The organism is Sorangium sp. So ce363, assembly GCF_051520435.1.
Classification (GTDB): domain Bacteria; phylum Myxococcota_A; class Polyangia; order Polyangiales; family Polyangiaceae; genus Sorangium; species Sorangium cellulosum_B.
The window spans coordinates 9,406,837-9,428,423 of the sequence record NZ_CP150333.1; the positions used below are offsets into that span (position 1 = coordinate 9,406,837).

Sequence of the window (21,587 nt, forward strand, 5' to 3'; positions counted from 1 at the left end):
GCCGCGGCGGGGAACGGGCGCTCGCAGGGCCGCCTCTTCCTCCCTGTCCCTGCTGGCCGGGGGAGCGCGCGACGCGCGCCGGCCTGCGCCTCGCGCCGCCGCGCGCCCTGCCCTTCCGGATGCCCATGGGAACGACCCTCGACATCGCGATCGGCCTCGTCAGCGTCTTCTTCCTGCTCAGCGTCCTCTGCTCGGCCATCCACGAGGCGCTCGCCGGCGTGCTCCGGCTGCGCGCGCTCAACCTGGCGCAGAGCATCGAGATCATGCTGGCCGATAGCGAGCTCGACGCGCACGTGAAGCAGTCGCCCGGCGCCGCCGACACCGCCGCCCCCAAGAGCTCCCCGCTGGAGCAGGTCATGAGGCGCGCGGCGCGGCGCGCTGTCGAATTGGTGCGCACCCGGGTGATGCCGGGACCGCTCCCGAGCCCGCTCGCGGCGAAGCTCCGCGAGCACCCGCTGATCAAGGATCTCAAGTACGGCTGGGTAGGGCCGTCCTACATCCCGTCGCACGCGTTCGTGGCCGCGCTCATCGACACCCTGCGGCAGGTCCCCTGGCCCCACAGCGCCGCGGCGCTGCCCCCGCAGGCCGGCGCCACACCTTCGCAGACCGGCGCCGCGCCTGCGCCGGCGGGCGACGCCGCTTCCGCGCCCCTGCAGCAGGCGAACGACGGCGTCCCTCCGCCGCAGGCGAGCGCCGCCGCGCCTGCGCCGGGCGAGATCGCGGCGGCGCCGAGCCGCGACGAGGACCCGCTCGACGAGCTGAAGCAGATCATCCGGAGCATGCCGCCGAAGAGCGACCTCCGGCGCGCCCTCGCCACGATCGTCGACTCCACGGTCAAGGACATGCGCGAGGCCAACATCCGGCTGGAGCGCTGGTTCAATGACGCCATGGACCGGGCCGCCGGCCGGTACAAGCGCCGCGCGCAGCTGATCATCAGCGCGACGGCGCTCGTCCTCTGCGTCGGGTTCAACGCCGACAGCATCCGCCTCGCGGGCGCCCTCTCGCGCGACGCGGTGGTGCGCGCCCGGCTGATCGCGGCGGCGCAGGAGATCGCGAAGTCGCCGCCCCGCGCCGCGCCCCAGGCCGGCGGCACCGACCAGAACGAGGACATCATGGCCGCGATCGCCGAGGGAAGCGGCGCTCGCTCCCGGCTCACCGGGCTCGACATCGAGATCACCTGGGGCGTGAAGGCCCCCGAGCACACGAGCGTTCCGAAGCTCTGGAACGCGATCGCGGCGATCCTCGGCCAGGGCATCGTCGGCTGGATCCGCGGGGTGCTCGACAGGCTCCTGACCCCCGGCATCCTCATCACCGCGGTCGCCGCCTCCCTCGGCGCGCCGTTCTGGTTCGATCTGCTCAACAAGCTCGTGAACCTCAGGACCGTCGGCAAGAGCCCCGAGCCGTACGAGCCCCCCAAGGGCGCCGGGCCGGACAGCAGCGTGACCCGCTGACCGTGCACCGCGCTCGAGGGGACGACACGCCCAGTCGTCCTACCACGACGCCGGGTACTCATCGTGGGTTGGAAGCCCTCCGCTGGCGCACCCCCACGGCGCTCTGGATCCCCAGAAGATGTGATCCGTCGGAGAGATGGGCGGCGCTGTGTCCAGCGAACCGGCCGGGACGACCATGATCTTGCCGCCGCGCCTCAGACGCGGGACGGGACACCCGCAATGGCTGCAAAACCACTTCCCGAAGCTCTTCGCCGTGGGCAGCTCATAACGCGTGATGGCCTCTTCCCCTGACAGCCATCGGAGCTGGCCGGGATCGACGGCCAGATTCGTGGCGTGGCCCGTGCCCGTGCCCTTGCGACACCGCGAGCAATGGCAATGGACCATCAGCTGGAACGGCGGATCGACCTCGAATGTCACCGCCCCGCAAAGGCAACCCCCGTGAATGCTGGACTCGCTCATCTGCTCTCTCCAGGCGCCTGACGCCGCGATGGAATGGGATGCTCAGCCTATCCGATCTGGCCGGCGGGGATCGAGCTCGGTTCGCCCGGCGCGCCCGGAACACGACGCCGTGGCCGCCCCGACACGCGCCGCGGCTGCTCCTTGGACGGGCAGCGGCATTTTGCCCGTGCCTCCGACCTGGTACGCAGGCTGCTAGATCCAGGGGACCGGACCATGAAGACCTTGAGCGCTTGCTTTCTGCTGGGGATTCTCGTTGGCTGTCAGAAATCCGAGGAGGCCGGCCTGCCGGCGGCGAGCTCGGGACCGAGCGCCGGCTCGAGCGCACCGGCGGCGGCCGCCGCGGAGGCAGCGTCGCCGGCCGCCGCGGAGGCGGCTTCGTCGGCCCCCGCGCCCGCGACCGCGGCGCCCACCGAGCCGGCTCCGTCGTCGAGTGCGCCGGCGTCTTCTGGTGCGCCGGCGTCCTTCAAGGAGGGCCGGAGCGAGTCGATCGCAGCGGCCGTCGGCCTCGGTTGCGAGGCGAAGAGCCTCGACGGCTGGATCGAGCTGCTTTGCCGGAAGAAGAACGGGACGGGCGGGCACCCCGTTCGCGCGGTGATCCACGATCCGAGCGCGGAGGCTGCAGCCGAAAAGCCGAGCGAGCCCGTGGCGGCGGACGGCGCCGGCGAGGGGCCCGACGCCGGCCCGTCGAACGAGGTCCTCGCCGACGAGCGCGGCGAGCTCCGGCTCGTCGCACCGTTCCGGGACGAGGCCAAGCAGAGCGTCACGCTGGAGTGGACCGACACGCGCTACGAGCTCCAGATCGACGGGACGACCGCGAAGCTCGACTGGGCCGGCTCCGTGGTGTCGCACCGGCGCGCCTGCCAGGAGCTCCTCGATCAGAACCGAGCGCGCATCTCCGGCGCGCAGAAGCTCGAAGGGCCCGAGAAGGTCTCGGCGGCCGAGGCGACGCGCCTGCCGAAGTTCGGGGTCTGCCAGCCGGCGGGGCTCGGCTCCTGGGCGCTGTCGCTGACGCGCTTCGCGGGCGCCGGCGAGGGCGCGGCGCGCGCGCTCGCCTTCGACATCGAGGTTGTGCGCATCGACCTCGAAGGCAAGCGCTTCGCGGCGCCGCTCGGAACGATCGAGGTCGCGCCCGGCGGACTCGCGATCTCCGCGTTGAACGTCTATGACTTCGACGACGACGGCAACGACGAGCTCATCGTCCCCTACGAGCTCAACGCGCTTGCCGCGGGCGCGAAGCCGGCGGCGCCGAGCCCGGTCTGGACGTTCTCGAACGGAGCGGTGTCCGCCTATGCGAAGGCCCCGAGCGTCTCCGGCGGCCTCGGCATCGAGCACCTCGACCACGACATGCGGCCGGACATCGGGAGCTACGGTCCCTTCGTCGCGTGGCTCGGCGCGGACTGCGGCGTGAAGAGCTGCCCGCCGCGCGTGACCGGGCCGAAGTTCTACTTTCACTCGGTGCAGGACGGTTCGTTTTCAGCGACCGACGCCGGCGCGACGGCGGCGCTCGGCCGCGCGTGCGGCAAGAAGCCCGCGGCGATCGTCGTGACGGCCGGCAGCGGCGTGAACGTCGCTCAGACGGCGAAGAACCTCGTCTGCGCGCGCGTGCTCGGAGCCACGCGGGAGGCGATCGAGGGCGAGCTCACGGCCAAGCGCGCGGACCTCTGCGGCGGCGCGGCGACCTGCGCGCTGTCGAGCACGTTCGAGGCCTGGCTCGACGCGGCGCTCCCGGCTGAGCTGGGGAGCGCCGCGAAGCTGTAAAGGCTGCAGGTATTTCGAGGCCGCGCCGCGGAGACTCGGGCCGTCATCTGCCGTCCTTCTCCGTGAATCCGAGCACGTGCATGCCGAACGAGGCAGCGAGGAGGATCGCCGCCTCGAGCGGGATGCGGGCGCCCTTCACGTTGTTCTTCGCCGGATCGATGAACAGATCCTGGGCTCGAGGGAACTGCGCGTTTCGAAGGTCGCAGTCCTCGAAGCGCGTCCCCGCGAAGCGGCACTCCTCGAACACCGCCCCGGCGAGGTCCGTCGCGGCGAAGACCGACTCGGTGATCGCGCACCGCTCGAAGCGCGTCTTGCGCAGCGCGAGCGAATCCATGATGACATACCGCAAGTCGCAATCCTCGAACGACACGTCGGGGTATTTCGCGATGTTCGTCCAGTCGACGCCCATCAGCTTGCAGGAGTTGAACGCCACGCCGCGCAGCGAGAGCATGGTGAGGTCGGCCTTGGTCAAATCACAGCTCTCGAAGACACAGCTCTCGAGACGAGCGCGCGTCCAGCGGCTCTCGCCGAGCTTCGAACGCCGGAACACACAACCGCAGAAATCTCGGCCGCTCAGGTCCGCTCGTTCCAGGGTGAGCCCATCGAACGTCTCCCCGTCGAAGGAGTCCTTCCCTTCGAACGGATCCAGCTTCCCTGGAGAGATTTCTCCACCGCCGCCAGCGTCGGGCTTGGGCTTATCTCCGCTGATCGATCGTCCTCGTCCGGCCATTCCCTGCTCCAGTCCACCCAACGATTTCAGACAGGGTGTCATCGTCTGGTGGTGGGCCTCAAGGCGCTCACCCGGCGCGTGACTCGGTCGTACGGTGGTTGAACGGCCGTGGCCGCCGAGCGCGTCGCCTGTTTCCACGCGCGCGCTCGGCGGGGATCCCGCGCGGCTCAGGAGAAGCCGTCGATGGCCGCGTTCAGCGTGGCGCTGGGCCGCATCGCGGCGAACGTCTTCTGATCGTCGAAGTGGTAGTAGCCGCCGAGGTCGACGGGCTTACCCTGCGCGCCGATCAGCTCGCCGTCGATCTTGGACTCGTTGTCCGTCAGGGTCTGGGCGAGCTTGCCGAACCTGGCCGCCAGCTCCTTGTCCTCGGTCTGCTTGGCGAGGGACTGCGCCCAGTAGAGCGCGAGGTAGAAGTGGCTGCCGCGGTTGTCGATCTCGCCGACCTTGCGTGCCGGGCTCTTGTTGTTCTCGAGGAACAGGCCGACCGCCGTGTCCAGCGCCTTGGCGAGCACCTTCGCCTTGGCGTTGTTGGTCTTGTTGGCGAGGTCCTCGATCGACACCTGCAGCGCCAGGAACTCACCGAGCGAGTCCCAGCGCAGGTAGTTCTCTTTCTGCAGCTGCTGGACGTGCTTCGGCGCCGAGCCGCCGGCGCCGGTCTCGTACAGGCCGCCGCCGGCCAGCAGCGGCACGATGGAGAGCATCTTGGCGCTGGTGCCCAGCTCCAGGATCGGGAACAGGTCCGTCAGGTAGTCGCGCAGCACGTTGCCGGTGACGCTGATGGTGTCCTTGCCCTCCTTCATGCGGCCGAGCGTGAACTGGATCGCTTCCACCGGGCTCTTGATCGGGAGCTCCAGGCCCTTGGTGTCGTGCTCGGACAGGTAGGCCTTGACCTTGGCGATCAGGTTCTTGTCGTGGGCGCGGTTCTCGTCGAGCCAGAACACCGCCGGGGCGCCCGTGGCGCGCGCGCGGGAGACGGCCAGCTTGACCCAATCCTTGATCGCGATGTCCTTCGTCTGGCACGCGCGGAAGACGTCGCCAGCCTCGACCTTCTGCTCCAGCAGGGCGTTGCCGGAGGCGTCGACGACGCGCACCGTGCCGCTCTCGGCGATCTTGAAGGTCTTGTCGTGTGAGCCGTACTCCTCCGCGGCCTGCGCCATGAGCCCCACGTTCGGCGAGGTGCCCATCGTGCGCGGGTCGAACGCCCCGTGCTGCTTGTGGAACTCGATCGTCGCCTGGTAGATGCCGGCGTAGGAGCGATCGGGGATCGTGAACTTGGCGTCGTAGAGCTTGCCATCCGTGCCGTACATCTTGCCGCTGGAGCGGATGGCCGCCGGCATCGAGGCGTCGATGATCACGTCCGAGGGCACGTGCAGGTTGGTGATGCCGCGGTCGGAGTCGACCATGGCCAGCGTCGGGCGTTGCTCGTAGACGGCCTTGATGTCCGCCTCGATCGCCGCCTTCTCGTCAGCCGGCAAGCTCTGGATCTTGGTGTACAGGTCGCCGATGCCGTTGTTCGGGTCGAAGCCGATCTTGGCCAGCGTGGCCGCGTGCTTCTCGAGCGCCTCGGCGTAAAACACGCTGACGGCGTGCCCGAAGAGGATCGGGTCGCTGACCTTCATCATCGTGGCCTTGAGGTGCAGGGAGAACAGCACACCCTGCTTCTTCGCGTCCGCCACCTGCTCGGCGTAGAACGCGCGCAGGGCCTTGGCGCTCATCACGCTGGCGTCGACGACCTCGCCCGCCTGCACCTTGACGCTCGCCTTGAGCACGGTCGTCTTGCCGCCGGCGACGAGCTCGATCTTCAGCTCCTGCGCCTTGTCCACCACGACGGACTTCTCGCTGCCGTAGAAGTCACCGCCCGACATATGCGCGACGTGGCTCTTCGAGTCGCGGCTCCACGCGCCCATCGAGTGCGGGTGCTTCTTGGCGTAGTCCTTGACGGCGGGCGAGGCGCGGCGATCGCTGTTGCCCTCGCGCAGGACGGGGTTCACGGCGCTGCCGAGCACCTTGGCGTAACGCGCCTTGATCGCCTTCTCCTCCTCCGTCTTCGGCTCGGAGGGATAGTCCGGCACGGCGTAGCCCTGCTGCTGCAGCTCCTTGATGGCGGCCACGAGCTGCGGGATGGAGGCGCTGATGTTGGGTAGCTTGATGATGTTGGCGTTGGGCGTCTTGGCCAGCTCGCCGAGCTCCGCCAGGTGGTCGCCTAGCTTCTGGCTGTCCGTCAGCCGCTCGGGGAAGTTGGCGAGGATGCGGCCCGCCAGGGAGATGTCGCGCGTCTCGACTCGAACCCCGGCGGCCTTCGTGAACGCCTCGACGATCGGGAGGAGCGAATAGGTGGCCAAGGCCGGCGCCTCGTCCGTCTTCGTGTAGATGATGGTAGAATTTTTCGTTTCCACTGTTTTCTCGAGGGTTGAACGGGTCGGGATTGTTGGAAAGGTTTCGCCCGGTGCCAAGGGCCCGTCGCACCGGCACAATGCCTGGCACCGGAATTTGCGCAAGCCCCTGGCTCCGGGCCGAGTGGCCGCCGACCTGGGCCTCGTGCGGCGTGACGCGTCGCGGCGCGAGCGGGGGCCGCGGGACGTGGCGGCGCGTGGAGCTGCTGCCGGGGGCTGGAGCTGCACGTGCGCGCGGACGCAGGCGCAGGCGCAGGCCAGGCGATCGCTCCGCCTCCAAGAGCCGGCCGCTCCGTGCAGCCGGCGAGCCATTCCATAGGACGATCACGAATCCGGCACCACTGCAACGCGCGGTGGTGGCTGAAGCCTCCAGCTGTTGGAGGTTGCCGCCTTCAGCTGTCGGAGGTTGCCGCTGTCATGGGATTGCGCGGTACGAATCGGCGACGGCAGCGTGGCGGCTCAGAGCGAACGGCGGGCTCGACGCTCGGCGAGCGTTGGTGGCCTCTCCCGTGCCGGCTGCAGGTTGGCCGTGCCCTGCCAGGGTCCCGCGGAAAACAACAGATCGCCCGTCACCCGTGTTGACGCTCAGACTGCCTTATGGTCCGACGAGCAGGCTTATTGATGGTCATCGCGGAAGCGCCGAAATTCGCGTCGGACAACACCAATTTACTCTCGGTAGAAGAGATGGGCGTGCGGGCCGCGCCAGGCGCTCCGAGCAAACAGCGAACTCTCTTCGGAAGACGAGGGCATTCTGCGACGCGCATTGGACGAGCGCCGCTCTCGCGATCCATTGCGCCGGCACACGCGTTGCTGTGGCGCCCGTGACCGCAGCGCGCTGGGGACGCGCAGTCCGCGACGCCACCGGAGCGCGATGGTCAAGGAGAACATCGATGACGACGCGAAGACAAGGCCGTGATGGCCTGCTGATGACACTCTTCCTGGGTGCCGTCGTGGCGAACGGCTGCGTGGCCGAGAGCGACGACACGGGCGAGGAGACCACGTCGGAGGCGAAGCAGCGCTCGGTCGTGTTGCTCGGCAACATCTTTCAGAACGGCACGCTGGTCTCGTTCGAGAACATCACGAACATCACCGGCATCGACATGACGAAGATCGTCGGGTTGACCGCGTGCGACCCGAAGGCGCTGTACGCCGTGGAGCAGAACGCCGGCCCGACGTACGCGCTGTGGTTCAGCAACGACAGCGGGCAGAGCTGGAAGAAGCAGGCGACGGCGGGCAAGAGCAAGGAGATCGCGTGCGACCACGCGCAGCTCGCGACGCTCGACGCGAGCAAGAACCTGTGGGTCGCGCCGCTGCAGGCGAACGGGGTGATCGGCGCATGGTCGCAGGCGCCGACCAGCGTGAAGGTCGATCGCATCCAGGGCGGCGACGGCTCGATCTATGGAGTGAAGGTCGTGGCGTCGGGCAAGGATGTTTACGTGGCGTCGGCGAGGTCGATCAACGCGCCCCTCGATTGGGGGTCGCCGATCGCGAACATCGGCGCGACGCAGGTGACGGGCACCGGCCTGACGCGCACGGGCACCGATGATTGGGCGATCGGGAACACGCTCGCGTGGTCGCGGCGCGCGTTCGCGCTCGAGGCGAACGGCACGATCAGCACCAACCCGACGCTGCTCGACGGCCAGAACCTGTGGACCGGGATGAACACCGGGTCGGAGCGCTACCTGACGCTGACGGCCGCGGCGCCGAACATCCTGTTCGGCATCCAGGACAGGAACGGCGTGAAGCAGATCAACCGGATTCGCATCGACGAGACGAGCTGCTCCGACGGCGTGGACAACGATCGGAACGGGCTCACGGACGGCGAGGATCCGGCGTGCGTCCAGGCCGTGGCGAACACCTTCTGCTCGACGCGCTCCGCCGGCGACTACTGCGCGGATCGCTTCCAGCCGAGCTTCTTCCTCGATCAGTCGAACCAGAACACGTCGCTCGTCCACTGCTCGGGCGGCGTCGCCACGTCGATCACGCCGGGCGTGTGCGCGCGCAATCCCAACACGTCCATCACCAACGCGGACAGCCTGCCGTCGCTCGCGTCGCTGACACCGGCGGACCCGCCGAACACCGGCCGTTACTGCAACGTGCACTGGCCGGATGGCTCGTGGGGCTTCAACTGGACCGGCTCGACGCCGTGCACGACGCTCCTGAACCAGAAGCCGAACGGCAAGATCGTGCGCGCGGGCCTGTACTCGACGAACGCGGCAAACCACGTGTTCGCGGCGTGCAGCGACGGCTGGGTAGGCCCGTCGGGCTCGGCGGGCGTGGCGCCGCTCCAGGCGGTGTACAACGCGGTCGGCAAGACCACGAACGCGTGCATCTTCCAGGTGTCGGCCGGCGCGCTGCCGTTGTTCGACAGGATGTTCATCCACGAGCTGCCGCTGCCACGCTTGGCGAATCCGTTCGTGCACAACCGCACGGCGGTGCCGCTCGCGCAGTTCGGTAATGGGGACACCGGCACGGGGTTCGTCGACCGCTTCGGCGCCAAGATGGGCGGACCGCGCGAGCCCGCGTACGATAACCCGCTCGACGAGGGCCGCCCGCTGTACGCGCCCGCGAATGGCGTCGTGATCACGAACGGGTCGCGCCTGCGCGACGTCAGCCAGTTTGGCTGCGGAGGCACGCCGAACCAGGGCGAGCTCTACGTGAAATACAGCGTCGGCTCGAGCGCGACGTACCGCGAATCATTCGTCGTGTATTACGCGCACGTGCGCAAGCGCCTCGTCGTCGACGGGCAGACCGTGAAATCGGGCCAGATCCTCGGCTATGTCGGGGCGGGCGGCTGCACCGGCGGGTTCGGCCACCTGCACACCGGCGTATTTCGCCTGAGCAACACGAACGCGCACACGGCCGCGGCGCCCGAGCTCGGTTATCACATGAATTTCCAGGCGAACAACGATGATACCGGCACCAACACGGGCGGTCATAACTCGATCGATCCGCTGGGCTGGGCGAATTTCAGCGCCTTCGATCCTTGGGCAACCACGGAGTGGAACACGGCGACGAGCTACGGCTTCACGGGCATCGGCGCGTGGAGCATGAACCTGTTCAAGCCGGGCAAGGCGTTCCGCTACCCTTGACGGGGAAGCGCTCCCGCCAGGCTGCGAGCATCGGCGGGTCGGAGGCATGACAGGCCTCCACGGTGCGGGATGACTGGATTGCGCCCTGCCTGTCGCCCGCGCGTCGTCCAGTCATGTCCGCCCCTGGTTCCCTGAGAGGCAACGGTGCAGCAGAGGACCGAGCGTGTCGACGGCTGCCGCGAGCACGATTCTGACGTGATGCGCTGGAAGCTACCCCGAAGGTGGGGAAGAGGACCAACTCAGCGTGAGGCGGAAGCCGGATTTGTCTATCGGCCCACAAGAGCAGGCGCGAGGTCGGGATCCCGGAATCCAGACAAGGTCCATCAATCGCCAGCACCCGCATCCTCCCAAATACAAACTGGCGTCGTGGTGTCCATACTTCATACTGCGTAGCGTGTGAATCGCGCCCCCTCGCGATGCGGCCGACATCGATTTGGCGTTTTTCTGCATTTTTACAAGCTTTGGCCCAGCTTGGCACCTGCTCCTCGTGCCCAGGTGACCAGGCGGCCCTGATGTCTGAAGAGCGTACGACAGATCAGCAAGCACGGTGTGCGCGCAGGTGTGCGCGCGTCGAACGTCCGACGCGGCGCGCGGTTGCTCCACGCGCATCGATGCAACCGACCCCTATCAGCAACAAGGAGGTCATCCGCGATGAACGAAATTTCCTATTCCCCGCTCTCTCTGGAGCAAGAACGTGCTTGGGTGCTCGCCCGGGGCCGAGGCGCCGCGCCGGGCTTGAACGAAGGGGGCGCGGCGTGGCTGGACGGCGAGCTCGATGTGCCCAGGCTGGTCCATGCCATCGAGGAGCTCACGGGGCGCCAGGCGATCCTGAGGACATCCTTCGCAGAGCACGAGGGGCAGCCGGTGCAGGTCGTCTCGCCGCGGGCAGACATCGCCTTCCTCGAGGTGGAACTCGGCGCCGAAGGGCAGCCCGCCTCGGATGGAGTTGCGCTCGCGATGGCCCGCCGGGAGATCGCTCTGCCCCTCGATCTGGAGCGCGGCCCCCTCTGGCGCGTGAGCCTCATCCGGGTGCATCCAGGGCGCCACCTCATCGCGCTCTCCATGCACCCCCTCCTCTCGGATGGCAAACCGAGCGTGGCGCTGTTCTTTTCGGAGCTATTCGACGGCTATCATGGCGTCGAGCTGCAGGCGCCGCCGCTACGCTACCAGGACCACGCACGGCGGCAGCGGGAGCACAGGACCACCGAGCTCCTCGACCAGCAGCTCGCGCACTGGCGTCGCGAGCTCTCGGGGGCACCGGAGGCGCTGGAGATCCGGACGGATCGGCCGCGGCCCGCGGTGCGGACCTCCGCCGGAGGTTCGGTGGAGTGCGCGCTCGATCGGGAGCTCGTGCGAGAGCTCCGCGCGCTGGCCCGGGAGGAGGACGTGGCGCTGTCCGCCGTCCTGCTCGCGGGAATGCACGCCGTGCTCCACCGCCATACCGGCCAGGACGACGTCCTCATCGGCGTTCCGCTGTCCGGACGAGACGAGGAGACCCAGGGCCTCATCGGGGCATTCGGTAATCTCGTGACCATACGGGGCAGGCTGGGCGCGGATCCGAGCTTTCGCGCGCTCCTGCGTCAAGTGCGCCGATCCCTGCGGGAGGGGAGCGAGAACGGGGATCTCTCCTTCACCTCTCTGGTCGAGCAGCTCTCGCTGCCGCGGGATCCAAGCCGCGCGCCGCTCGTCCAGGCCACCTTCTCCAGCGAGCCGAGCACGCTGGAGCCAAAGCGAGGCGCGCTGCTCACGCTGACGGAGGTGGCGCTCGAGGCGACCGAGGTGGCCTTCGAGCTCGCCGTCCGCGTCGAGGAGACCGATGCGGGCCTCTTCGCGCGCGTCGATTACAATCGAGACCTCTTCGAGCGCGCGACGGTCGAGCGGCTGCTCGGGCACTGGGCGGCGCTGCTCCGCGGCGCGGCGGGCGACCCGGAGCAGCGCGTCTCGGAGCTGCCGGTCCTGACCGAGGAGGAGCGCCGCGCGCTGCTCGCGTGGAACCGCGGCGAGGTGTTCGATCCGCCGCGCGATCGGCTGCACGAGCGGGTCGAGGCGCACGCCCGGCGCATCCCGTCCGCGGTGGCGGTGGTGTTCGAGGGACAGCGCCTCACCTATGCCGAGCTGGATCGAAGGAGCAACCAGATAGCCCACCTCCTCCGGGAGAGCGGCGCGGGGCCCGAGGTCCCGATCGGCGTCTGCCTGGAACGATCGCTCGAGATGATCGTGGCGCTGCTCGGCGTCCTCAAGTCCGGCAGCGCCTATGTCCCGCTCGATCCCTCTTATCCGGCGGACCGGCTCGCCTTCCTGCTCGAAGATGCCGGCGTCCCCGTGATCCTCACCGAGGAGCGCTTCGCCTCCCGGCTCCGGAGCGGGAGCGCGAGGGTGGTGTGCCTCGACGCGGATCGGGCCATGATCGAGCGGCAGCCCGAGGACAAGGTGGCGCCCGCGCGGAACGAGGGCCCGGACGACCTCGCGTACGTCATCTACACCTCGGGATCGACCGGGAAGCCCAAGGGGGTGATGGTCAGCCACGCCAACGTGGTTCGCCTCTTCGACCACACCGCCAGCGCGTTTCGCTACAGCGACCGCGACGTCTGGACGCTGTTCCACTCGTATGCGTTCGATTTCTCCGTCCTGGAGATCTTCGGCGCGCTCTGCCACGGCGGGCGGCTGGTCGTGGTCCCGTTCGTCACGAGCCGGACGCCGGACGCGTTCTACAGGCTCCTCGGTGATGAAGGGGTGACCGTCGTCTGCCAGACGCCCTCGGCGCTCCGCCAGCTCATCCACGCCGATGCGGCGGTCGAGCCAGCGCTCCGCGACCGCCTGCGGCTGCGTCTCGTGATCTACGGCGGCGAGGCGTCCGACGTGGCGATGCTCGAGCCGTGGTGGGACCGCCACGGGGACGAGCACCCCAGGCTCGTCCACGTCTATGGTCCCACCGAGACGACCGTGATCGCCACCCACCGCGCGATGGGAAAGCCCGATCTGGAGCGGCCGTGGTCGAGCTCGATCGGCGTCGCATTCCCCGACGTCCGGGTGCTCCTCCTCGATCGCAACCGCGCGCCCGTCCCCGTCGGCGTCGCCGGCGAGATCTACATCGGCGGCCCCGGCGTGGCGCGCGGCTACCTGAACCGCCCCGAGCTCACGCAGGAGCGCTTCCTCCAGGATCCGTTCGGCGACTCCCCGGATTCACGCCTGTACAGGACTGGCGATCTCGCGCGTTACCTCGCCTCGGGCGAGATCGAGTTCCTCGGCCGCATCGACGATCAGGTGAAGATCCACGGCCACCGCATCGAGCTCGGCGAGATCGCGGCGGCGCTGTGCCAGCACCCCGGGGTGCGCGAGGTCGCGGTGGTGGTGCGCGAGGACGCGCCGGGCGACAAGCGGCTCGTGGCGTACGCCGTCCCCCGCGCGGTCCAGGGCGCCTCTGCCAGCGACGCGCAGGCGCTCCTCCCCGCGCTGCGCGCCCTCGCGCAGGGCCAACTGCCAAGCTTCATGGTCCCCTCCGCCTTCGTTGCGCTCGACGCGCTCCCCACCTCGCCGAACGGCAAGATCGACCGCAGGGCGCTCCCTGCGCCCGGAGGCGCGCGCCAGGAGCTCGCACACGCCTTCGTGGCGCCGCGCTCCGAGCTGGAGGAGGCGCTCGCCGGCCTCTGGAAGGAGCTCCTGCGCGTGGAGCGCGTGGGCGTACACGACAGCTTCTTCGAGCTGGGCGGCAGCTCGCTGCACGCCGTCCAGCTGTTCTCCCGCCTCCGCGGGGCCTTCGGGATCGACGTCGGGTTCCAGGAGCTCTTCGAGCATCCGACCGTCGCCGGGCTCGCCGCGCTGGCGACGGCGGGCGGCCGCGCGGCACCCCGGAGCGAGCATGTCATTCCGAGAGGCGCCCGGACAGGGCCGGTCCCCCTGTCGTTCGCGCAGGAGCGCATGTGGTTCCTCTACCGGCTCGCGCCGGAGAGCAGGGCCTACAACTGCCTCTGTCCCTTCCGCCTCACCGGAGAGATCCACATCGCGGCGCTCGACAGGAGCCTGCGTGAGCTCGTCCGCCGCCATGAGATCCTGCGCACCGTCTACACGGAGATCGACGGCCTGCCCGTCCAGATCGTCGTCGAGGACGCCTCTTTCCGGCTCGAGGTCGCGGACCTCCAGCACCTCTCCGAGGACGAGCGCGAGGCCGAGGCGAAGCAGCTCCTCGCCGCGGAAGCCCGGAGGATCTTCGATCTGAAGCGCGGCCCCGTCTTCCGGGCAGGGCTGCTCCGGCTCGGGCCACGCGATCACCTCCTCTGGCTGCATATCCATCACATCGCCATCGACGGCTGGTCGCTCGAGGTGGCCTACCGCGAGATCGCGGCGCTCTACGAGGCCTTCCGTCGGGACGCTCCCCCTCCCCTGCCGCACGCGCCGCTCCAGTACGCCGATTTCGCCTCGTGGCAGCGCGAGCAGATGACCGAAGAGACGCTGTCGGAGCTGCTCGCCGGCTGGAAGCAGAGGCTCCTCGACGTGCCGCCCTTGCTCGAGCTGCCGGGCGATCACGTCCGGCCGCCGGTCCAGACCTTCCGCGGCGCGACCCTCCCGTTCCAGCTCGATCCGGAGGTCGGAAGGGCCGTCCGGGACCTCGGCGCGCGAAACAATGTGACCGTGAACATGGTCCTCCTGGCCGTGTTCGCCGTCCTGATCCACCGCACCACGCAGCGCGACGACCTCCTGGTCGGTCTGCCGAGCGCGGGCCGGGATCACGCCGATCTCGAGGCGGCGATCGGCTTCTTCGTCAATGTGGTCCCCGTCCGGATCGACGTCTCCGGAGAGCCGTCGTTCGAGGAGCTGCTCCGCCGCGTGAGGGACGTGTGCCTGGACGCTTATGCGCACGACAGGCTCCCGTTCGAGCGGCTCGTCCAGGAGCTCCAGCCGGTGCGCGACCCGAGCTACAGCCCGCTCGTGCAGATCGTGTTCGCGCCGCAGCCGCCTGCGGAGCGCGATCTCCACCTCACCGGGGTCGAGGCGCGCGCCATCGACACGGATACACAGAAGACGATCTTCGACGTGTCGCTCTATGCCTGGGAGAGCGCCGGCGGCGTGGCCGGGATGCTGGAGTACAGCACAGACCTCTTCGAGCGGGCGACGATGGCGCGGATGCTGGAGCACCTCTTCACGCTCCTCGCGGCCGCCACCTCGGATCCTGCGCGATCCGTCTCGTCGATGCCGATGCTTCCGGAGCGCGAGCGGCGCCAGCTGCTCGTCGAGTGGAACGATACCGGCGCTGATTTCCCGCGCGACCTGAGCGTCCTGGATCGGTTCGAGGAGCAGGCGGCGCGCGCGCCGCACGCCGCCGCGGTCGTGTCCGATCGCGGATCGCTCACGTACGGGGAGCTCGATCGCCGCGCGAACCAGCTCGCGCACCGCCTGCGCGCGCTGGGCGTTGAGGCCGATACCCTGGTCGCGATCTGCGCGGAGCGCTCGCTGGAGCTGGTGATCGGGATCCTCGGAGTCCTCAAGGCGGGCGCGGCGTATCTGCCGGTGGACGCGGAGATCGCGAGAGAGCGGCTGGCGTTCCTCCTCGAGGACTCCGGGGCGCCGGCGCTCCTCACGCAGGCGCACCTCGCCGATCGCCTCCCGCCGTTCGCGGGCGCGGTGATCCACCTCGACGCCGATGGGCCGGAGCTGACGGCGCGGGACGGGTCGCCCCCTCCGGTGTGCGCAGGCCCCCGGGACCTGGCCTATGCCATCTACACCTCGGGCTCGACCGGCCGCCCGAAGGGCGTGCTCGTGGAGCACCGGAGCCTCGTGAACCTGGTGGCGTGGCACGTGCGGCGCTTCGCCGTCTCCAGCGCGGATCGCGCGACCCTCGTCGCGAGCCCCGGCTTCGACGCGTCGGTATGGGAGCTCTGGCCCTACCTGTGCGCGGGAGCGTGCCTGTTCATCCCCGGGGAGCCGCTCCGCCGCTCTCCGGAAGAGCTTCAAGCGTGGCTCCTCGCGCGAGAGATCACCGTCTCGTTCCTGCCCACGCCGATGGCGGAGGAGCTCCTGCGCCTCGACTGGCCTGCTTCCACGGCGCTCCGGTGCCTGCTCACGGGAGGAGACAAGCTCCGCGTCTGGCCTGCCGCGGCGCTCCCCTTCGACGTCGTGAACAACTACGGCCCGACGGAGGGGACCGTCGTCGCTACCTCGTGCCCGGTGCCGAAGGCGCGGCCGAGCGGCGGGACAGCGACGGTCGACCCCTCGATCGGCCGTCCCATCGACAACATGCGGGTCTACCTCCTCGATCCGCACGGGGAGCTCGTGCCGGTGGGCGTCCCGGGCGAGCTCACCCTCGGGGGCGCCGGCATCGCCCGCGGGTACCTGCGCCGGCCCGAGCTCGACGCCGCGCGGTTTCTGCCCGATCGGTTCTCGGACGAGCCGGGCGCGCGCATGTACCGCACAGGCGATCGCGCCCGGTGGCTCCCCGACGGGAACATCGAGTTCCTGGGGCGGATCGACAACCAGGTGAAGATCCGTGGTTATCGCATCGAGCTCGGCGAGATCGAGGCCGTGCTGCGGGAACACCCCGCCGTGGAAGAGGCCGTCGTGGTGGCGCGGGAAGACACGAAAGGCAACAAGCGGCTTGTCGCCTACGTCATCCCTCGCCTCGATGACGGCGGCGCCGCGGAGCAGACGCCGGCCGTGCAAGCGGAGCACGTCTCGGCGTGGCAGGCGCTGTACGACGGCACCTACGGGAAGCGCGGCGCCGGCGTGGATCCGGGCTTCAACATCACGGGCTGGAACAGCAGCTACACCGGAGATCCCATCGACGCCGGAGCGATGCGCGCCTGGCGGGACCACACGGTCGAGCGGATCCTCTCGTTCCAGCCGCGCCGGGCGTGGGAGATCGGCTGTGGGACGGGACTCTTGCTCTTGCAGCTGGCCCCGCAGTGCGCCGGCTACCTCGGGACGGATTTCTCGGAGAAGGCGATCTCGCTCCTCCGCCCCGCGCTCGCGCGCGGCACGCTCTCGCATGTGTCGCTTCAGCGCCGGGAGGCGAACGATTTCAGCGGGGTCGCTCCGGGCAGCTTCGATGTGATCCTCCTGAACTCGATCGTCCAGTACTTCCCCAGCGCCGATTACCTGCGCTCGGTGATCGAGGGCGCCGCGCGCGCGGTGGCGCCCGGTGGTGTCGTGTTCCTGGGCGACATCAGGAGCCTTCCCCTGCTCGAGGCGTTTCACACCTCGGTGCAGCTCTACCGCGCGCCCGCGGGCGTGGCCCCGGCCGAGCTCTGGGCCCGGGTGCGGCGGGCGGCCCTCGCCGAGAAAGAGCTCGTGCTCGCGCCCGAGTTCTTTCACGCGCTGCGCGGCCAGATCCCGGGCGTGGAGCACGTGGAGTGCTGGCTCAAGCGGGGTTCGGGCTCCGACGAGATGACGCGCTTCCGTTATGACGTGGTCCTGCACGTGGGCGTGGCGCCCGAGCCTGTCGCCATCGGCCGATCCCTGGACTGGGCTGCCTCGGAGGGCCTCGCGGGCGTCGAGCGCGCGCTGCGCGAGGAGGGATCCGGCGCGCTGGAGGTCCTGGGGATCCCGAACGCGCGCGTGCACGCCGACGCGATCGCCGCGAGTCGGCTGCGGGAAGGGGGCGGCGCCGGGGTGGACCGCGCCGCGATGGCGGCGATCGAGCCGGAGGCGCTATGGGCGCTCGGCGCGCGCCTCGGCTGCTCGGTCCGGATCACCGGATCGAGGACCTCGGGCCCGGGCTGCATGGACGTGCTGTTCGAGCGCTCGGTCGATCGTTCGGGCGGCGCGCCTCGACCGCGCGCCTGGATCCAGGCGCGACCCGGGGAGACCTCACCGGCCCGGCCGCTCGCGAACAGCCCTCTCCGGCGGCAGAAGACGCGCGTGATGCCCGCAGGTCTGCGCGATCTCGCGGCGGCCAAGCTCCCCGACTACATGGTTCCGGCCGCCTTCGTGAAGCTCGACGCGCTGCCGCTCACCGCGAACGGGAAGGTCGACATGGCGGCTCTCCCGGCGGACGACCGCGCCGACGACCGCGCGAAGCCCGAGCCGCGGGCGGCCGAGCCGAGGGCGGCGCCGGCCCCCGCCGGGGCCATCGAGGTGATCCTGGGCGAGATATGGCGCGAGGTGCTCGGGCTCGACGAGGTCGGCCTCGATGACCCGTTCTTCGAGCTCGGCGGCCATTCGCTGCTCCTCACCCGGGTCCGCGCCGGCATCCGGGCGCGGCTCGGCGAGGACGTGCCCATCATGGATCTGTTCCAGTACCCGACGATCCGCGCCCTCTCTGCCCACCTAAGGAGGGGCCCTCTTGCGGCCGCCCCGGGAGAGAGCGCTGTCTCCGCGCGTGGACCCGGCGCCGCGGCCCCCGCGACCGAGGCTCAGGCGCGGGAGCCGATCCCCGACAGCGCCATCGCCATCATCGGAATGGCCGGTCGCTTCCCGAAGGCGCGCAGCGTCGAGGCGCTGTGGTCGATGCTCGAGGACGGGGTCGAGGGGATCGCCTTCTATTCGTCCGACGAGCTGAAGGCGCTCGGCGTGGAGTCGGAGCTCATCGGGTCGCCCAGGTTCATCCCGGCGGCCGGCCTGCTCGAGGACGTCATGTGCTTCGACGCGGCGTTCTTCGGCTACAGCCCGCAGGAGGCCGTGCTCATGGACCCGCAGCAGCGGGTCTTCCTCGAGTGCGCCTGGGAGGCCATGGAGAGCGCCGGGTACAACCCGCTCGCCTACCCGAAGCCGATTGGCGTGTTCGCCGGGAGCGACGCCCCGAGCTACTGGATCGAGCGCGTCGGGCCGCCTCCGGCCGCGCCGAACTCGGAGCACTACCGGATTTACACCGGGAACGTGACCGATTCCCTGACCACGCGCGTGGCCTACAAGCTGGGGCTCCGGGGGCCCGCCGTGAGCGTCATGACGGCGTGCTCGACGTCGCTCGTCGCGGTGCACCTCGGCTGCCAGAGCCTCCTCACCAGGGAGAGCGACATGGTCCTCGCGGGCGGTGTCGGCATCCTCTCGCCGCGGAGGATCGGTTATCTCCACGAGGAAGGCGCGGTCACGTCGCCAGACGGCCATTGCAGGCCTTTCGACGCCGAGCCGAGCGGCATCGTGGCCAGCAACGGTGTTGGCCTCGTCGTCCTCAAGCGGCTGAAGGACGCGCTGGACGACGGCGACACGATCCACGCCGTGATCCGCGGATCCGCCGTCACCAACGACGGCGCGCTCAAGGTGGGTTACACGGCGCCGAGCCTGGAGGGGCAGATCGAGACCGTCACCCGGGCCCACGCCGCTGCCGGCGTGAGCCCGGAGAGCATCACGTACGTGGAGGCGCACGCCGCGGGCACGCGGCTCGGCGACTCGATCGAGGTGGCCGCGCTGTCGCGGGTGTTCCGGAAGGCGACCGACCAGGTCGGCTTCTGCGCGCTCGGCTCGGTGAAGAGCAACCTCGGCCACCTCCGCGCGGCCGCCGGGGTGACCGGCCTCATCAAGGCGGCGCTGGCGCTGGAGCACGAGCTCATCCCCGCGACGCTCCATTTCCGTCGTCCCAGCCCCGAGATCGATCTCGCGAGCAGCCCGTTCTTCGTCAACGCCGCGCCGCGCGCGTGGAAGCGCGGCGGAGCCCCGCGCCGCGCCGCGGTGAGCGCCTTCGGCATCGGCGGCACGAACGCGCACGCCGTGGTCGAGGAGGCGCCGGAGAGGGCGCCGTCCGGCCCGTCCAGGCGCTGCCAGCTGCTCGTCGTCTCGGCGAAGACGAGCGCCGCGCTCGAGCGGAGCACCGATCGGCTGGCCGAGCACCTGCGGCGCGCGCCGGAGAGCTCGCTCGCCGACGTCGCGTTCACCCTGCAGCGCGGCAGGGTGCCTTTCGCGCACCGCCGCGCGGTGGTGTGCGCGGATCCGGCCTCGGGAGCGGCCTACCTCGATCGGCGCGACCCCGCCCGTGTCGTCACGCAGGTCGCCGGCAGGCGGCCGCCGGAGGTCGTCTTCCTGTTCCCCGGCACGGGCGCGGAGCACGCCGGCATGGGGCGCGAGCTCTATCTGCACGAGCGCGTCTACCGCGAGAGCATCGACCAGTGCGCCGAGCTCTTCCGCCGCGAGCTGTCGGTGGACCTCCGCCACCAGCTCTTCCCCGAGGAGCAGGAGCGCGCCCGCGGCGACGCGGAATTCGGCTCTCCGCGCTTCAGCGCGGCCGCGGCCGCCCTCTTCTCGACCGAATACGCCCTGGCGCAGCTCCTGATGTCGTGGGGGATCCGCCCGGCCGCGCTGTTCGGGCACGGCGTGGGCGAGGTCACCGCCGCGTGCGTCGCCGGCGCGCTCTCGCTCGACGACGCGGTCGCCCGGGTCGCGCTGCGCGGGCGCGCGGAGGAGGAGGCCACGGGATCGGCTCGCCCCGAGGATCGCATCGCCATGCTGCTCGCCTCGACCGATCGCGCCCTCCTCGAGGTCGGTCCCGGCTCCGCCCTGGCAGCGGTGGCGTCGCGGCACCCCGACGCGGAGCGACGGGTCGCGACCACCCTGGCGGGCCCGGGCGAGGGCCCCGGCGACCTCGAGGCGTTGCTCGCCGCGGTGGGCCGGCTCTGGTGCGCCGGCATCGACGTGGACTGGGCCGCGTTCTCCCGGGACGAGCGCCGGAGGCGCGTGCCGCTCCCCACGTACCCGTTCGAGCGCGCCGCTCACGTGCTCGACACCACCTGCACCGTGGGTCCGGCCACGGTGCGATCCCTGCCGCCGAAGATCTGGAGCCCGCCGGCGTCGTCCGGTCCTCCCTCGGTCGCGGTGCTCACCGAGCGCGTCCGGGAAGCGCTGCCTCCGAGCTCGAAGGCGCCCCTGAGCCCCGCGATGACGCAGCGGAGCGGGAGCGCCGCGGTCCTCACGGCCAGGCGCGCTGCCGGACAGCTCCTCGTCTCGCTGCAGGCGGGGGCGCCGGACGCCACGCCGCTGTTCCTGATCCCGCCGCTCGGCGGCACGGTCCACCTCTATCGCCCCCTGGTGCAGCGCCTGGGCGGCGAACTGCCCGTCTACGGGATTCAACCCACCGGGGCGGAGCCGAGCGAGCCGGGCTTCACGAGCGCAATGTCCGTTCCCGCGATCGCCGCCCGGTACGTGGAGGAGATCCTGAGCGTTCGACCCGAGGGTCCGTACCTCCTGGGCGGGCATTCGGCCGGCGGCGTCGTCGCGTACGAGATGGCGCAACAGCTGCTCGGGCAGGGGCGCAAGGTGGCTTTGCTGCTGCTGCTGGACACGGGCAGCGTACAGGGAGCGAGCGACCGCTCTCCGGCGAGCGCCCTGGGCCACGAGATGGCGAAGATCCAGGCGATCGCGTCGCAGAGATACCGCGGCTTCGTGGCCGCCATGGAGGACGACGCGCGGCTCCGCGCCGAGGTCATGAGCACGTGGCAGGCCCTCTCGGGCTACGAGCCGCAGCCGACGGACGCCAGCATCCTGTTCCTGCGCGCACGAGAGCAGGTCAGCCCGGACGACGCGCGCGCCGTCCATGCCTGGATGGACCTCGCGCGAGGGGAGTTCGCGCTCCAGGCGGTGCCTGGCAACCATTTCACGATGATGGATCCGCCCCACGTCGCGCACGTCGCCCGCGCGATCCAGCAGCGCATCGCGGCCGCGGTGAGGCCCGCATTCGTCGACCCGCTGGAGGGGCGGGCGCTCCGGAGGTCGAGGGCCAGGTCGCTCAGCGCGGAGAGCGGGCCCGAGAGCGGCCCGCCGTCGCACTGAGAGCGCCCCGGCCGCT

7 protein-coding genes are annotated in these 21,587 nt (G+C 70.2%); 4 read left to right on the plus strand and 3 right to left on the minus strand.

Annotated elements, in window-relative coordinates:
- Window positions 1–125: 125 nt before the first annotated feature.
- Window positions 126–1,451: a hypothetical protein gene (locus WMF12_RS35435; protein WP_437852401.1), complete on the plus strand. Its 1,326-nt coding sequence runs from the start codon at window positions 126–128 to the stop codon at window positions 1,449–1,451.
- Between the two features lie 39 nt (window positions 1,452–1,490).
- Here WMF12_RS35435 and WMF12_RS35440 read toward each other — a convergent pair whose 3' ends face one another.
- The gene (locus WMF12_RS35440; protein WP_437852402.1) at window positions 1,491–1,910 is read right to left on the minus strand and encodes a GFA family protein; all 420 of its coding nucleotides are present in this window, start codon (window positions 1,908–1,910) and stop codon (window positions 1,491–1,493) included.
- Between the two features lie 213 nt (window positions 1,911–2,123).
- On the opposite strand from WMF12_RS35440, the gene WMF12_RS35445 reads away from it, so the two are divergent.
- Entirely contained in the window at window positions 2,124–3,668 is a 1,545-nt protein-coding gene (locus WMF12_RS35445) for a hypothetical protein (protein ID WP_437852403.1), read from the plus strand.
- 43 nt (window positions 3,669–3,711) lie between these two features.
- Here WMF12_RS35445 and WMF12_RS35450 read toward each other — a convergent pair whose 3' ends face one another.
- Both WMF12_RS35450 and WMF12_RS35455 read right to left on the minus strand, forming a co-directional pair.
- Window positions 3,712–4,398, minus strand: a complete 687-nt coding sequence (locus WMF12_RS35450) for a pentapeptide repeat-containing protein (protein ID WP_437852405.1) — start codon at window positions 4,396–4,398, stop codon at window positions 3,712–3,714.
- Window positions 4,399–4,565: 167 nt separating this feature from the next.
- Window positions 4,566–6,794, minus strand: a complete 2,229-nt coding sequence (locus WMF12_RS35455) for an NADP-dependent isocitrate dehydrogenase (protein ID WP_437852406.1) — start codon at window positions 6,792–6,794, stop codon at window positions 4,566–4,568.
- An 887-nt stretch (window positions 6,795–7,681) separates the two neighbouring features.
- On the opposite strand from WMF12_RS35455, the gene WMF12_RS35460 reads away from it, so the two are divergent.
- Together WMF12_RS35460 and WMF12_RS35465 are read left to right on the plus strand one after the other, a co-directional pair.
- A complete protein-coding gene (locus tag WMF12_RS35460; RefSeq protein WP_437852407.1) occupies window positions 7,682–9,883 on the plus strand; it encodes a peptidoglycan DD-metalloendopeptidase family protein in 2,202 nt (733 codons plus the stop codon).
- Between the two features lie 651 nt (window positions 9,884–10,534).
- A complete protein-coding gene (locus WMF12_RS35465; RefSeq protein WP_437852408.1) occupies window positions 10,535–21,571 on the plus strand; it encodes an amino acid adenylation domain-containing protein in 11,037 nt (3,678 codons plus the stop codon).
- The last annotated feature ends 16 nt before the right edge of the window (window positions 21,572–21,587 follow it).

Coding starts and splice junctions, on each gene's coding strand:
- WMF12_RS35440 (WP_437852402.1), bottom strand. CDS start 1,910: ATGAGCGAGTCCAGCATTCACGGGGGTTGCCTTTGCGGGGCGGTGACA.
- WMF12_RS35450 (WP_437852405.1), bottom strand. CDS start 4,398: ATGGCCGGACGAGGACGATCGATCAGCGGAGATAAGCCCAAGCCCGAC.
- WMF12_RS35460 (WP_437852407.1), top strand. CDS start 7,682: ATGACGACGCGAAGACAAGGCCGTGATGGCCTGCTGATGACACTCTTC.
- WMF12_RS35435 (WP_437852401.1), top strand. CDS start 126: ATGGGAACGACCCTCGACATCGCGATCGGCCTCGTCAGCGTCTTCTTC.
- WMF12_RS35445 (WP_437852403.1), top strand. CDS start 2,124: ATGAAGACCTTGAGCGCTTGCTTTCTGCTGGGGATTCTCGTTGGCTGT.
- WMF12_RS35465 (WP_437852408.1), top strand. CDS start 10,535: ATGAACGAAATTTCCTATTCCCCGCTCTCTCTGGAGCAAGAACGTGCT.